At 70.0% G+C, this 14,286-nt stretch carries 13 protein-coding genes; 7 read left to right on the top strand and 6 right to left on the bottom strand.

The annotated features are described in order from the left end of the window. Positions 1 to 140 precede the first annotated feature (140 nt). Both PXH83_RS18150 and PXH83_RS18145 read left to right on the top strand, forming a co-directional pair. Positions 141 to 1,403, top strand: coding sequence for a nucleotide sugar dehydrogenase (locus PXH83_RS18150; RefSeq protein WP_274561422.1), 1,263 nt, complete (start codon positions 141 to 143; stop codon positions 1,401 to 1,403). 130 nt (positions 1,404 to 1,533) lie between these two features. Then, positions 1,534 to 2,019, top strand: coding sequence for a hypothetical protein (locus tag PXH83_RS18145; protein ID WP_274561421.1), 486 nt, complete (start codon positions 1,534 to 1,536; stop codon positions 2,017 to 2,019). Positions 2,020 to 2,089: 70 nt separating this feature from the next. On the opposite strand, the gene PXH83_RS18140 is transcribed toward PXH83_RS18145, so the two are convergent. The 4 genes from PXH83_RS18140 to PXH83_RS18125 form a co-directional block, all read right to left on the bottom strand. Then, positions 2,090 to 3,214: a GuaB3 family IMP dehydrogenase-related protein gene (locus PXH83_RS18140; RefSeq protein ID WP_274561420.1), complete on the bottom strand. Its 1,125-nt coding sequence runs from the start codon at positions 3,212 to 3,214 to the stop codon at positions 2,090 to 2,092. 103 nt (positions 3,215 to 3,317) lie between these two features. Next, positions 3,318 to 4,820, bottom strand: a complete 1,503-nt coding sequence (gene guaB / locus PXH83_RS18135; protein ID WP_274561419.1) for an IMP dehydrogenase — start codon at positions 4,818 to 4,820, stop codon at positions 3,318 to 3,320. Between the two features lie 135 nt (positions 4,821 to 4,955). Continuing rightward, positions 4,956 to 5,531: a sigma-70 family RNA polymerase sigma factor gene (locus PXH83_RS18130; RefSeq protein ID WP_274561418.1), complete on the bottom strand. Its 576-nt coding sequence runs from the start codon at positions 5,529 to 5,531 to the stop codon at positions 4,956 to 4,958. Between the two features lie 253 nt (positions 5,532 to 5,784). Beyond that, on the bottom strand, positions 5,785 to 6,396 hold the full coding sequence (locus PXH83_RS18125) for a response regulator transcription factor (protein ID WP_003948568.1): 612 nt from the start codon (positions 6,394 to 6,396) through the stop codon (positions 5,785 to 5,787). Between the two features lie 389 nt (positions 6,397 to 6,785). Here PXH83_RS18125 and PXH83_RS18120 point away from each other — a divergent pair, with 389 nt between their 5' ends. Continuing rightward, positions 6,786 to 7,136, top strand: coding sequence for a WhiB family transcriptional regulator (locus PXH83_RS18120; protein WP_274561417.1), 351 nt, complete (start codon positions 6,786 to 6,788; stop codon positions 7,134 to 7,136). Positions 7,137 to 7,222: 86 nt separating this feature from the next. Here PXH83_RS18120 and PXH83_RS18115 read toward each other — a convergent pair whose 3' ends face one another. Next, complete coding sequence (locus tag PXH83_RS18115) at positions 7,223 to 8,119, bottom strand: LysR family transcriptional regulator (protein ID WP_274561416.1); 897 nt, start codon at positions 8,117 to 8,119, stop codon at positions 7,223 to 7,225. A 90-nt stretch (positions 8,120 to 8,209) separates the two neighbouring features. On the opposite strand from PXH83_RS18115, the gene PXH83_RS18110 reads away from it, so the two are divergent. Both PXH83_RS18110 and PXH83_RS18105 read left to right on the top strand, forming a co-directional pair. Further along, positions 8,210 to 8,866 (top strand): MOSC domain-containing protein, encoded by a 657-nt coding sequence (locus PXH83_RS18110; protein WP_274562883.1) that lies wholly within the window; start codon positions 8,210 to 8,212, stop codon positions 8,864 to 8,866. Between the two features lie 99 nt (positions 8,867 to 8,965). Beyond that, positions 8,966 to 9,739: an SDR family NAD(P)-dependent oxidoreductase gene (locus tag PXH83_RS18105; protein ID WP_274561415.1), complete on the top strand. Its 774-nt coding sequence runs from the start codon at positions 8,966 to 8,968 to the stop codon at positions 9,737 to 9,739. Between the two features lie 12 nt (positions 9,740 to 9,751). On the opposite strand, the gene PXH83_RS18100 is transcribed toward PXH83_RS18105, so the two are convergent. Continuing rightward, entirely contained in the window at positions 9,752 to 11,584 is a 1,833-nt protein-coding gene (locus tag PXH83_RS18100) for a DUF2264 domain-containing protein (RefSeq protein WP_274561414.1), read from the bottom strand. Between the two features lie 177 nt (positions 11,585 to 11,761). Between PXH83_RS18100 and PXH83_RS18095 the strand changes: the two genes are divergently transcribed. Further along, positions 11,762 to 12,862 (top strand): substrate-binding domain-containing protein, encoded by a 1,101-nt coding sequence (locus PXH83_RS18095; protein ID WP_274561413.1) that lies wholly within the window; start codon positions 11,762 to 11,764, stop codon positions 12,860 to 12,862. Positions 12,863 to 12,962: 100 nt separating this feature from the next. Next, on the top strand, positions 12,963 to 14,282 hold the full coding sequence (locus PXH83_RS18090) for an ABC transporter substrate-binding protein (protein ID WP_274561412.1): 1,320 nt from the start codon (positions 12,963 to 12,965) through the stop codon (positions 14,280 to 14,282). Positions 14,283 to 14,286 lie beyond the last annotated feature (4 nt).

Below are 14,286 nucleotides of genomic sequence, written 5' to 3'. Positions count from 1 at the left end.
ACACTCCCGCACCACAGCCGCACGCAATGCCGCACAACGGTCATATTTACGCCTAGTCTGACATTGCGCTCGCCCGAACTGTCCACAGGGCTTGCGCCTTGCCTCCCCTCCGGCTATTGGGAAGGACGCGGCTCACCGCCATGCCCGCAGATCTCGCCGTCATCGGACTCGGCCACCTCGGCCTCCCCCTCGCCCAGGCCGCCGTCGCCGCCGGCATCGACACCATCGGCTACGACACCGGCCCACGCCTCCTCGCGGAACTCGCCGCGGGCCGCACCCCGGCCGACGGCTCGCTCACCGCCGCCGGCTTGCGCAGGATGCTCGCGGGAGGCTTCCGTACCGTCACCGAACCGGCCGCTCTGGGCCGGGTCCGTACCGCGGTCATCTGCGCCCCCACCCCGCTCGGCGCGGACCGTACGCTCGACCTCACCGCCGTCGGCGACGCCGCCAGAGCCCTCGCCGCGCAACTGCGCCCGCACACCACCGTGCTGCTCGAATCCGCCGCCTACCCGGGCACCACGGAAGAATTCCTCCGCCCCATCCTCGAAGAGGGCTCCGGGCTGCGCGCAGGGCGGGACTTCCATCTCGCGTACTCCCCCAGCCGCGTGGACCCCGGCAACCGGGTGCACGGTTACGCCAACACCCCCCAGGTCATCGGCGGCCTCACCCCCGCCTGCACCGAATCGGCCGCCGCCTTCTACGGACGCCTCACCGACAAGGTGGTCCGCGCACGCGGCCCCCGCGAGGCCGAGACCGTCGGCGTACTCGAAACGAACTACCGGCACGTCAACATCGCACTCGTCAACGAAATGGCCGTGCTCTGCCACGACCTCGGCGTCGACATCTGGGACGTCATCCGCTGCGCCGAGACCAAGCCCTTCGGCTTCCAGGCCTTCCGCCCGGGCCCCGGCGTCGGCGGCCACGGCGTCCCCGTCGACCCGAACTACATTCCGCACAGCAGCCGTACGCCCGGCCACCCCCTGCGCATGGTCGGCCTCGCACAGGAAATCAACGACCGCATGCCGCAGTACGTCATCCAGCGCTGCGCCACCCTCCTCAACGAGCACGGCAAGTCCGCCCGCGGCGCCCGCATCCTGCTCCTCGGCGTCACCTACAAGCCGGACCTCGCCGACCAGCAGGGCTCCCCCGCCCAGGAAATCGCGACCCGCCTGATGGACCTGGGCGCCCAGGTCGGCTACCACGACCCGCACGTCCCCGACTGGCGCGTCCGGGACGTCCCCGTGCCCCGCGCCGACTCCCTCTACGAGGCGGCCGCCAACGCCGACCTGACGGTCCTTCTCCAGCACCACCGCACGTACGACCTCCAGGGCCTCGCAGTGAAGGCCCAGCTGCTCCTCGACACGCGTGGAGCGTCCCCTGCAGGAGCAAGCCACCGCCTATAAGGCACCTATCAAGCACCGATAAGGCACCGTGGCTCGCAATTCCGGGCCCACAGTCGTACGGGACTGCTAGCCTGCGGCGTCATTTCCCGCACACCTGTGCGCACGCATCATCCCTGGGGGGATTTTTCAGATGAGCCAGCCCGTACCGCCGCCGCAGTCCGGCAACCCGTTCGCCGACGGCGCCTACCCGCAGGCCCCGGCCCCCGCCCCGGCCCGCGACAACGTCGTCCTCGGCATCGTGGCGGCCTTCGCCGCCGCGGTCGTCACCGCCGGGATCTACGGCGCCATCATCGGCGCCACCGAGTACCAGATCGGCTTCGCGGCCGTCGGCGTCGGCTACCTGATCGGCTTCGCGGCCGGCAAGGTCGGCGGCAGCAACCCGGCGCTGCCGGTGGTCGGCGCGATCCTGTCGCTCGGCGCGGTCTACCTGGGCCAGCTGCTCGGGTTCGCGATCGCCCTGTCCGACGTACTCCCCGTCACTGTGACGGAGATGTTCTTCCAGGAGTTCAGCGTGCTGACGACGGGCTGGAAGGAGGAGGCGGGACCGATGACCTTCCTCTTCCTCGCCATCGGCGCCTTCGCCGCCTTCTCGGCCGCCAAGAAGTCCGCCGCGTAACGACGTCTGTACGGAAGGGGCCCGGACCGCACAGCGGTCCGGGCCCCTTCCGTACAGACAGCCAAAAACGTCAGCGCTTGTGCTCCGCCGGGGAGACCGTCACCTCGACGCGCTGGAACTCCTTGAGCTCGCTGTAGCCCGTCGTCGCCATCGAACGGCGCAGCGCACCGAAGAGGTTCATCGAGCCGTCCGGCGTGTGCGACGGGCCGAGGAGGATCTCCTCGGTCGTGCCGACCGCACCCAGGTCCATCCGCTTTCCGCGCGGCACGTCCTCGTGGACGGCCTCCATACCCCAGTGGTGACCGCGGCCGGGCGCGTCCGTCGCGCGCGCCAGCGGCGAGCCCATCATCACGGCGTCCGCGCCGCACGCGATGGCCTTCGGCAGGTCGCCGGACCAGCCCACGCCGCCGTCCGCGATGACGTGCACGTACCGGCCGCCGGACTCGTCCATGTAGTCGCGGCGGGCCGCGGCCACATCGGCGACCGCGGTCGCCATGGGCACCTGGATGCCCAGCACGTTGCGCGTGGTGTGCGCGGCGCCGCCGCCGAAGCCGACGAGGACGCCGGCCGCGCCCGTACGCATCAGGTGCAGCGCGGCGGTGTACGTCGCGCAGCCGCCCACGATGACCGGCACGTCGAGCTCGTAGATGAACTGCTTGAGGTTCAGCGGCTCGGCGGCGCCCGACACGTGCTCGGCGGAGACCGTGGTCCCGCGGATCACGAAGATGTCGACACCGGCGTCCACGACGGCCTTGGAGAACTCGGCCGTACGCTGCGGGGACAGCGCGGCGGCGGTGACGACACCCGAGTCGCGCACCTCCTTGATGCGCTGCCCGATCAGGTCCGCCTGGATGGGGGCGGCGTAGATCTCCTGGAGGCGGCGGGTGGCGGTGCCTTCGTCCAGCTCGGCGATCTCCTGAAGCAGCGGCTCCGGGTCCTCGTACCGGGTCCACAGACCTTCGAGGTTCAGTACGCCCAGGCCACCCAGCTCACCGATGCGGATCGCGGTCTGCGGCGAGACGACGGAGTCCATCGGAGCCGCCAGGAAGGGCAGCTCGAAACGATAGGCGTCGATCTGCCAGGCGATCGAGACCTCCTTCGGGTCCCGGGTGCGCCGGCTCGGCACGATGGCGATGTCGTCGAACGCGTACGCCCTGCGGCCGCGCTTGCCGCGCCCGATCTCGATCTCAGTCACGTGTGTGGCCTTTCCCTCTTGGTATGCCGTTCCAGTATCCCCGACACACACGTGAGGGGCGGCCCCGGGAAACTCCGGGGCCGCCCCTCAGCACGCGTGCGTATTACTTCCTGCTGTAGTTCGGCGCCTCGACCGTCATCTGGATGTCGTGCGGGTGGCTCTCCTTGAGACCCGCGGACGTGATCCGGACGAACCGGCCGTTCTCCTGAAGCTCCGGAATCGTACGGCCGCCGACATAGAACATCGACTGACGCAGTCCGCCCGCGAGCTGGTGCACAACGGCGGACAGCGGACCCCGGTAGGGCACCTGACCCTCGATGCCCTCGGGCACGAGCTTGTCGTCGGTGCCGACGCCCTCCTGGAAGTACCGGTCCTTGGAGTACGACTTGGCCTGGCCGCGGGACTGCATCGCGCCCAGCGAGCCCATGCCGCGGTACGACTTGAACTGCTTGCCGTTGATGAAGAGCAGCTCGCCCGGCGACTCCTCGCAGCCCGCGAGGAGCGAGCCGAGCATCACGGTGTCGGCGCCCGCGACGATCGCCTTCGCGATGTCGCCGGAGTACTGGAGGCCGCCGTCGCCGATGACCGGCACACCGGCCGTCTTCGCGGCAAGGGAGGCCTCGTAGATCGCGGTGACCTGCGGTACGCCGATACCGGCGACGACGCGGGTCGTGCAGATCGAGCCGGGGCCCACGCCGACCTTGATGCCGTCGCAGCCGGCGTCGATGAGCGCCTGGGCGCCGTCGCGGGTGGCGACGTTGCCGCCGATGACGTCGACCGTGGAGTTCGACTTGATCTTGGCGACCATGTCGCCGACCAGCCGCGAGTGACCGTGCGCGGTGTCTACGACGATGAAGTCGACACCCGCCTCGATGAGTGCCTGGGCGCGGTCGTACGCGTCACCGGCGACACCCACGGCCGCGCCGACGAGCAGGCGGCCCTCGGCGTCCTTGGCGGCGTTCGGGTACTTCTCGGCCTTGACGAAGTCCTTGACCGTGATGAGGCCCTTGAGGATGCCCGCGTCGTCGACCAGCGGAAGCTTCTCGATCTTGTGGCGGCGCAGCAGCTGCACCGCGTCCACGCGGGAGATGCCGACCTTGCCGGTGACCAGTGGCATCGGGGTCATGATCTCGCGGACCTGGCGCGAGCGGTCCGTCTCGAAGGCCATGTCGCGGTTGGTGACGATGCCGAGGAGCTTGCCCGCCGGGTCGGTCACCGGTACGCCGCTGATACGGAACTTGGCGCACAGCTCGTCGGCTTCGCCGAGGGTGGTGTCCGGGCGCACGGTGATCGGGTCGGTCACCATGCCCGACTCGGAGCGCTTGACGAGGTCGACCTGGTTCGCCTGGTCGGCGATCGACAGGTTGCGGTGCAGGACACCGACACCGCCCTGACGGGCCATGGCGATGGCCATGCGCGCCTCGGTGACCTTGTCCATCGCGGCGGAGAGCAGCGGGACGTTCACCCGTACGTTCTTCGAGATGTACGAGGAGGTGTCGATCTGGTCGGGTGCCATGTCCGACGCGCCAGGCAGCAGCAGCACGTCGTCGTAAGTCAGCCCGAGCATCGCGAATTTTTCGGGCACTCCATCGACGTTGGCAGTCATGACACCTTCCCAAATGGTCTTGCTCGGCGCGGATGTCCATGCTAACGGGATCGCGAGGTGTCTCATTCCACGAGCAAGATCACCCAGAGAGTTTGTACGTTCGCACGGCCTGCGCGCAGGGCCCGTTTCGGCCCGTCACTGCCCGGCGAGCGCCCGCAGCCGGCTGAGCGCGCGATGCTGCGCAACCCGCACGGCACCTGGGGACATGCCCAGCATCTGCCCGGTCTCCTCGGCGGTCAGCCCGACCGCGACCCTGAGTACGAGCAGCTCGCGCTGCGCCTGGGGAAGATTTGCCAGAAGTTTCTTGGCCCACTCCGCATCACTGCTGAGCAGTGCGCGCTCCTCGGGCCCGAGGGAGTCGTCGGGGCGCTCCGGCATCTCGTCGGAGGGCACGGCGGTCGATCCGGGGTGCCGCATGGCGGCCCGCTGCAGATCGGCGACCTTGTGCGCGGCGATGGCGAAGACGAAGGCCTCGAAGGGCCTGCCGGTGTCCTTGTAGCGCGGCAGCGCCATGAGGACCGCCACGCAGACTTCCTGCGCTAGGTCCTCCACGAAGTGGCGGGCATCACCGGGAAGCCGGCTCAGCCGCGTACGGCAGTACCGCAGGGCCAGCGGGTGAACCCGGGCCAGGAGGTCGTGCGTGGCCTGCTCGTCGCCATCGACCGCACGGCGGACGAGTGCACCGATCACCGTCGTCTCGTCGTCGCGCATCGGTCCATGGTGCCTTGGCGCCGAACCTTCCGTGGCACCACGCCCGTAGTTGTGCACCGAAGCGTTATGAGCAGGTACGCCGGAACTCATCTCCTGAGCCCTCCCCTCCCGCTCGACCGAATCGTCCCCGAGGAACTCCACCCCTCAAGGATGCGGCATCGGCGGCGGAACGGGGCACGGGCGTCCGTCACCCCGTCCGCCGGACGGCGGACGGGGCACGTCGTACCCGTGCAGCAGCGCACCGGCCCCGGTCCTAACGGACCAGGCCCCAGCGGAATCCGAGCGCGACCGCGTGCGCCCGGTCCGAGGCGCCGAGCTTCTTGAAGAGCCGCCGGGCATGCGTCTTGACCGTGTCCTCGGAGAGGAAGAGCTCACGGCCGATCTCCGCGTTGGAGCGGCCGTGGCTCATGCCTTCGAGCACCTGGATCTCACGCGCGGTGAGTGTGGGCGCCGCGCCCATCTCGGCCGAGCGCAGTCTGCGCGGGGCGAGCCGCCAGGTCGGGTCGGCGAGCGCCTGCGTGACGGTGGCCCGCAGTTCGGCGCGCGAGGCGTCCTTGTGCAGATAGCCACGGGCACCGGCGGCGACCGCGAGCGCGACGCCGTCGAGGTCCTCGGCCACCGTGAGCATGATGATCCGGGCGCCCGGGTCGGCGGAGAGCAGCCGGCGCACGGTCTCGACACCGCCAAGACCGGGCATGCGTACGTCCATCAGAATCAGGTCCGAGCGGTCGGCGCCCCACCGGCGGAGGACTTCCTCACCGTTGGCCGCTGTCGTCACGCGCTCGACGCCGGGCACGGTCGCGACCGCGCGGCGGAGCGCCTCTCGGGCAAGCGGGGAGTCGTCGCAGACGAGGACGGATGTCATGGCCGCCCTCCGCAGCTGATGCGCGTCACCTTGAGCCTCCAGGCTGGTACATATTTCGTCACCTGTGCGATTGACGCTCTCGGACATCTGCCCGATCGCTTGTTCTTTCAACCGCCTCGCACTCTCAACGATGGTCACTCGAAAGAGTTACGGGGTGGACGGCCATCTTCGGCACTCTACGTGAGGGCCCGGTTGCAGAGAAGCGCATCGCGGGGTGCGATGTCCCCAAAGTAAAGACATGCCCCGTTTAGCGGCTTTTCTTCCGTTTTGCTGGCGCCTGTGGCTAGATTCGCAATGGGTCATATTTACATCTGCTTACACAAGTAGGTACCTAGGTACCGCCTCAGCCCAGATGCGCTCTCGATGCAATCGATGCAAGGGGACAAGCAATGGCAGATTTCTCCCGCCTTCCCGGACCCAACGCCGATCTGTGGGACTGGCAGCTGCTTGCAGCCTGCCGCGGGGTGGACAGCTCGCTCTTCTTTCACCCGGAGGGGGAGCGGGGCGCCGCCAGGAGTGCGCGTGAGAACTCGGCAAAGGAGGTCTGCATGAGGTGCCCGGTACGTGCGGAATGCGCGGCGCACGCACTCGCGGTCCGTGAGCCCTACGGCGTGTGGGGCGGGCTGACCGAGGACGAGCGCGAGGAGCTCATGGGCCGCGCGCGCAACCGCCTGATCACCGCCTCCACGGGCGCCCCGGCGGCGCCGGGCGCGAGGCCGACCACCGCACCAGGACGCTGAAACGTTTCTTCACTTCTTTCCCTCTTCACCAACTTCACCAAGACCGCTCCACCTCCTAGCCCCGACTCCCAGCCCCGGCCGCCGGCTCAGCGGGCGGCTGCGAGCGCCAGCTGGTCCAGCGTGGCCGCGACGGCCGGGACCTGAGCCAGATCGGGCAGGGTGAGCGCCACGATCTCGCGCTGCACGGCGGGCACCAGCGCCACAGTGCGCGCACGCTTCGGACGTACCGACTCCAGGGCCAGCTCCGGCAGGACCGCGACTCCGAGTCCGGCGCCGACCAGGCCGATCACCGCCGGATAGTCGTCGGTCGCGAAATCGATGCGGGGCGCGAAGCCCGCGCTCTCGCACACCTCCACCAGCTGCCTCCGGCAGCGCGGGCAGCCCGCGATCCACGGCTCGTCCGCCAGCTCCCCGATGCCGACCTGACCGGCCTCCGCAAGCCGGTGCCCCTCGGGGACGAGGCCGACGAGACGGTCGGTGAGCAGCGGGCGTACGACCAGGTCCTGCCAGTCCTCGGCGGCGCCGCCGGGCCCGTAACGAAAGGCCAGAGCCACATCGCAGTCGCCCTCGCGCAGCATCTCGACCGAGCGCGGGGGCTCGGCGTCGATGAGGGAGACCCTGGTGCCGGGGTGGGCGGCGCGCAGGGCGGCCAGCGCGGTGGGGACCAGGGTGGAGCTGCCGCTGGGGAAGGACACCAGGCGTACCCGGCCTGCGCGCAGGCCGGCGATGGCGGCGACCTCCTCCTCGGCGGCGGTCAGTCCGGCGAGGATTCCGGCGGCGTGGCGGACGAGGGCTTCACCCGCTTGGGTGAGTCGCATCTCGCGGCCCGTGCGGATGAGGAGCGGGGTGCCTGTCGAGTGTTCGAGGGCCTTCATCTGCTGGCTGACGGCGGGCTGTGTGCAGCCCAGTTCGCGCGCGGCGGCCGAGAAGGAGCCGGTGGCGGACACGGCGCGCAGGACACGGAGATGGCGGGCTTCGATCACCCTTGAAGCATAAGTGACACTTGGGGCAGTCGCAGAGGAACGATGTGCGACTTTGAGGGCCGCACCGTTAGCGTGCGTGCCATGCACTTGATGAAACTGCTGACCGTGAATGTGGGGCGGCCCGAGGCCGTGGACTACACCGACGCGCCGAGCGGGACGACGGGCGTCCACAAACATCCGGCCGATGGGCCCGTACGGGTGGTCGCGCCGGGTCCCAAGGGTGTCGGCGCGAGCGGAGTGGCCGGCGACGCGGTGTGCGACACGCGTCATCACGGCGGCAACGACCAGGCTGTGTACGCCTTTGCGCGCGAGGACCTCGACGGATGGGAGCGGGAGCTGGGGCGTCCGCTGGCCAATGGTGCGTTCGGGGAGAACCTCACCACCCTCGGGCTCGATGTGAACGGCGCGCTCATCGGCGAGCGGTGGCGTATCGGGACGGAGTTGGTGCTCGAGGTGACCTGCGGCCGCATTCCGTGCCGTACGTTCGCAGGCGCTCTCGGCGAGAAGGGGTGGGTCAAGCGCTTCACGCGGCAGGCCGCCCCGGGGGCGTATCTGCGGGTGATCGAGCCCGGGGAGATCCGCGCGGGCGACGCCGTCGAGATCGTGCACCGGCCCGACCACGACGTCACGGTCAGCCTGCAGTTCCGTGCGGCGACGACGGAACGGGAGCTGCTGCCGCGCATCCTCGCGGCCGGCGAGGCGCTGCACCCCGAGGCGCTGGCGAACGCGCGCAAGTACGTGTCGTAACACGTGTCGTGGTGCGTGTCGTAGTGCGTGTCGTCATGCGTGTCGTAAGGGAGAGTCCCTGACGGACGGGCGGGACACGCGAAGCACTAACGTGCCGCTATGACGACTGCACTGATTACGGGAGCTACAGCAGGCATCGGCGCCGCCTTCGCGCGGCGCCTCGCCACGGACGGGCACAACCTGGTGCTGGTGGCCCGCGACACCGGGCGGCTCCAGGAGCAGGCGACAGAGCTGCACGACCTGCACGGCATCGAGGCGGAAGTGCTGACCGCCGATCTGGCGACGGACGACGGGATCGCGGCGGTCGAGGCGCGGCTCCTGGACCGCAAGCATCCGGTCGATCTGCTGGTCAACAACGCCGGGTTCGGCAACAAGGGGCGCTTCCTCGAAGTGTCCATGGCCGACGAGCTGACCATGCTGAAGGTCCATTGCGAGGCGGTCATGCGGCTGACGGCGGCGGCCGCGACGGGCATGAAGGAGCGGCGCCGGGGCGGGGTCGTCAACGTCGCGTCGATCGCGGCCTTCGTACCGCGTGGGACGTACGGCGCTTCCAAGGCGTGGGTCGTGCAGTTCACGCAGGGTGTGGCGCGGGACCTCGCGGGGTCCGGCGTACGGCTGATGGCGCTGTGCCCCGGCTTCGTACGGACGGAATTCCACGAGCGGGCCGGGATGGGGACGGACAACATCCCGGGCTGGATGTGGCTCGACGCGGACAAGCTGGTGGCCGCGGCGATGGGCGATCTGGCGCGCGGGAAGTCGCTTTCCGTGCCGGATCCCCGGTACAAGGTGGTGATGGGGGCTGTGAAGCTGGTGCCGCGCGGCCTGCTGGGAGGGATCACCTCCAAGACCGGGCGGAAGTACGGGCCTCAGTAGTGCGTCTCGCGTTTACTGCTCCTTCGGCTCCTTCGGCTCGTTCGGCTCGTCAGGGCTTAGGAACAGCTGGGTAGTCGGACCGTTCCTCCAGGTCACCCGGAGGGTGCTGGGGCCGGTGATCCGGACGTCCGCGAGGGTGGCGACGGGCGTCGGCGCGGGCTCGGCCGTGAGGGATGCCAGGGCGACGAAGAGCGACTCGCCCGCTGTTGTGCGGCCTTCGAGGGCTGCGGTACGGGTGCGCGGGGCGGCCAGCGTCGGGCCGGTGGCCAATTCCTGTGCGCTGTCGTAGCCGTGGACCGGGTGGAGTTGGGCGGTCACCCGGTGGTCGGTGGCCCAGCCGGTCTGGCGTACGGGCGTGCCCTCCGGTGCTCCGACGACGAGATGGGCGCGGACTTCGGCGCGGCCGTGGACGGCGGTGGCGGAGACGACGCGGATGCCGGGGGCCGGGATGTGTTCGGACGCGGCCCAGCCGGGGCCGTGGCCGAGCGGCTGGGCCGGGCCGCGTGTCGTCGGTACGCCGCCGATGAGCAGGGCGAAGTGGTTGTCGGCCGGGTCGCCGTCGGTGGTGGGGCCGGTGCGCGTGGAGTAGGCGAAGCGGGCGTAGCCGGGGTCGTCGCCCGCGGTGACGTGGTTGCTGCCGTGGTTGTGGAGGCGTACGAGGCCGTCGGCCACGGTGGACTGGATCAGCATGTTGGGCGGGGCGAGTGTGGTGACCGCGTCCTGCGTTTCGGCGGGCAGCGGCTCTTCCGGGTCGGTCCAGGCCGGGTGGTCGGCCGGCAGGAGAAGGCCGATGAAGCCCTTTGACGCCCAGTAGGGGGAGGCCGGCCCCGAGTACGTCTGGAGGACCGGTTCGTACGGGCCGTACCAGCCCAGCGAAAGCAGCCCGTCGTCGCCGACCGCACCCCGGTCGAGGAAGTGGCGCAGGGTGCCGGAGGCGAGGCGCCGGGTCGCGCCGGGGGTGAGTGGGGTGCGGCCGGTCAGCGCGCCGAGCCAGGGGGCGGAGGCGGCGGCGAAGCGGTAGGTGAGGGAGCGGCCGTACGGCATGGGGGCGCCGTTGGCGTCGAAGAGACGGGTGTGCGCTTCGAGTTGGGCGTACAGCCTCGGGCCGTAACGGTCGAGGAGCTTCTGGTCGCCCGCGAGGTGGGCGTGCAGAACGGGATAGAAGTGCAGGGCCCAGGCGTTGTAGTGGTCGAAGGCTCGGTTCGGTCCGTCGCTGTACCAGCCGTCGCCGAGATACCACTCCTCGATGCGGGCGAGGGAGCGGTCGATGGTGGCCCGGGCGCGGTCGGTCTCGATGCCGATGTCCTGGAGGAATCCGGCAACGGTGAGGCCGAACAGCCACCAGTTGTTGTCGACGGGGGACGGGTCGAGGGCGGGCAGCAGCCAGTCGACGGTGCGGTGGCGGGTGTGCTCGTCGAGGTCGTCCCAGAGCCAGGGGCGGGTGAGGCGCAGGGCGAGTGCGATGGAGGCGGATTCGACGACCGCTTGGCGTACGTCGGCCATGAGCGGCCAGGATTCGGGTGCCTCGGCCGTCAGTTCGCCGGTGGCGACCGGGTTTTCGGTGCCCGCGGTGAGGCCTTCGGCGTATCGGGCGAGGTGGCCGTGGGGGTCGTGGCCGTCTGCGCCCGCGACCCGGAAAGCGGCGAGCAGGAACGTACGGGCAAAAGCTTCGAGGCCGTCGGAGCGCGGGCCCGACGAACTGGGGCGCTTGCCCGGCAGGTTGATGAGGCCGCGGCGGGGGGAGGCGTGGGGGCGTACGGCCAGCAGGAGCTGGTCGGCTGTCGCCTCCCAGTTGTCGCGGGTCCAGCGAGTGTACGAGCTGCTCCGCTGGTTTCCGAACGGCATGATGCTCCCCGGGGTGCCTGGATGCCTGGAGGCGGCTGCTGCGTTGACGGAATCTAGAACCTTGGCTGATCGAACGTCAACGCATTGCGGTTGAATGATCGAAACTTCTATCGTTCGATCACATTGGCCTGCGCCACACATTGCGACGCGCCACACACTGCGAGGGGGACTGCCGCCGTGCGCGAGAGTGCTGCTGAACGTCATGACCGACTGCTGGGCCTGGTACGGGAACGGGGCTCGGCCCGCGTCTCGGACCTCGCCGCCCAGCTGGGCGTCTCGCCCGTCACGGTGCGCCGGGACGTGGAGGATCTGGCCGGGCGGGGTCTGCTCGACCGGGTACACGGGTCGGTGTCGTGGCCGCAGGATCAGGGCGCTGTGGGTGCCGCTTCGCGCGGGGCCGGCGGCGGGCCGGTGCTCGGCATGCTGGCGCCCTCGGCCACGTACTACTTCGCCGAGGTCATCCGGGGTGCGCACGAGGCCGCGGCGCGCGCCGGGGCCCGGCTGATCCTGCGGATCTCCGACTACCGCCCCGAGGAGGACCAGGCGCGCGCCGAGGGCCTGCTGGCGGCGGGCGCGGAGGGCCTGCTGGTAGCGCCGGGCTGGCGACGGCCCGGGGACCCGGCGGCGTACAGCGACTGGATCGCCTCGCTGCCCGTACCCGCCGTACTGCTGGAGCGGCAACCGGTGCCGGGGTCCCGGCTGGACGGCATCGACCGGGTCTGTTCGGACCACCGGCGCGGCGCACTGCTGGCCGTGCGGCACCTGGTGGAACTGGGGCACGGGGCGCCGCTGCTGATGGCCCGCGACGACTCGCCGACGGCGCTCGCGGTGCGGGCCGGGTACGAGGAGGCGCTGGGCGTGCTCGGGCTGCGCGCGCCGCGGGACGTGATCGATTCCGTACCGGCGGAGCTGCATCCGGACCGCTTCGAGGCAGCGGTGCAGGCTCTGCACGCGGCGGTTGCTTCGGGGTCGGCGACGGCGGCGCTGATCCACAACGACGTGGACGCGATCCAGGTGGTGCAGCGGCTGGCGGAGCTGGGTGTCCGGGTGCCGCGGGACCTGGCACTGATCGCGTACGACGACGAGGTGGCGGCGCTCGCGGACACCCCGCTGACGGCGGTGGCACCGCCCAAGCGCGAGGTCGGGCGGCATGCGACGGAGCTGCTCGTGGAGCGGCTCGGCCGGGCGCGGGGCGCGGGCGGCGAGGAGCCGCGGCGGCACGTGACCCTGCTTCCGCAGCTGCGCGTCAGGGCTTCCTGCGGCGCCTCAACGGTCTGATCCTTTTTCGATCAATCAATCTTTCGCTCTTGACTTCGGTCAGGGCTGGCTCAAGGATCACGGCCAACGTAACTGTCGCCGCCCTTTCAGGAGCCGTGCCGTGAGCCGCAGTTGGAACAGAACGTCCCATGTCATAGTCGGCGCCGCCACCGCCCTCGCCGTTCTCACGGCCTGCGGCGGCGGCGGTGACGACAACGCAAAAGGCAGCGAAGACGGGCCCGTGACCATCACGTTCTGGGGCTGGGCCAAGGGATCGAAGGAGGTCGTCGACGCCTTCAACGCCTCGCACAAGGACATCCGGGTGAAGTTCGAGGAGATACCCTCCGGCAACGCCGGCGGCTACGCGAAGATCTCCAACGCGGTGAAGGCGGACAACGCCCCCGACCTGGTCTCCATCGAGTACCCGATGCTCCCGGAGTTCGTCAGCCAGGGATCGGTCCAGGACATCAGCCCGTACGTCACCGACGACGTCAGGAAGAAGTTTCTGCCGCAGGCAGTCGAGCTGACCACCCTGGGCGGCAAGAACTGGGCCGTCCCCTGCGACGCGTCGCCGCAGGCTTTCTACTACCGCAAGGACCTGTTCGAGAAGTACGACATCGAAGTCCCCAAGACCTGGGACGACTTCCGCAAGGCGGCCGAGAAGGTCAAGAAGGCCGACAAGAAGGCCCGCATCGGCACCTTCTTCCCCGACGACCCGACCACCTTCCAGGCGATGGCCTGGCAGGCCGGCGCCCAGTGGTTCAAGGCCGAGGGCGACACCTGGAAGATCAACACCACCGACGCGGCGACGACGAAGGTCTCCACGTACTGGCAGGGGCTCCTCGACGACGACCTGGTCCACAACAACGCCTCCTTCAGCCCGGAGTGGACCAACTCCCTCAAGAACGGCAGCACCGTCGGCTACCTCGGCGCCTCCTGGGGCGCGGGCGTCCTCACGGGCACCCTCCCCGAGCAGAGCGGCAGGTGGGCCGTCGCCCCGATGCCGAGCTGGGACGGCAAGCCGGCCAGCGGCATGCTGGGCGGCTCCACGTTCGCCGTGACCAAGGGCAGCAAGAAGACCGAGGCCGCGGTCGAGTTCGCGACGTGGATGACGACCACCGAGGACGGCATCAAGTCCCGGATCGCGTCCGGCACTTCGAGCGCCTTCCCGGCCGCCGCCGAGCTGCGTCCGGCCGCGAAGAAGGCCTTCGACGCGACGTACTTCGGCGGTCAGGACATCTACCGGCTCTTCGAGGACTCCGGCGCCTCCATCGGCCCCGACTGGACGTGGGGACCCGGCACGGGCACCACCAACACCGTCATCAAGGACCAGTTCGGCAAGATCGCCAACGGCGGCGCCACGATCGCCGACGCGGTGAAGGCCGGGCACGAGGCGACCGTGTCCGAGCTGAAGAAGCGCGGCCTGAAGGTAGAGGGCTGAGCAG

Origin of the sequence: Streptomyces spiramyceticus, assembly GCF_028807635.1 — a bacterium.
Classification (GTDB): domain Bacteria; phylum Actinomycetota; class Actinomycetes; order Streptomycetales; family Streptomycetaceae; genus Streptomyces; species Streptomyces spiramyceticus.
This window is presented reverse-complemented; position numbering and strand designations above follow the sequence as displayed.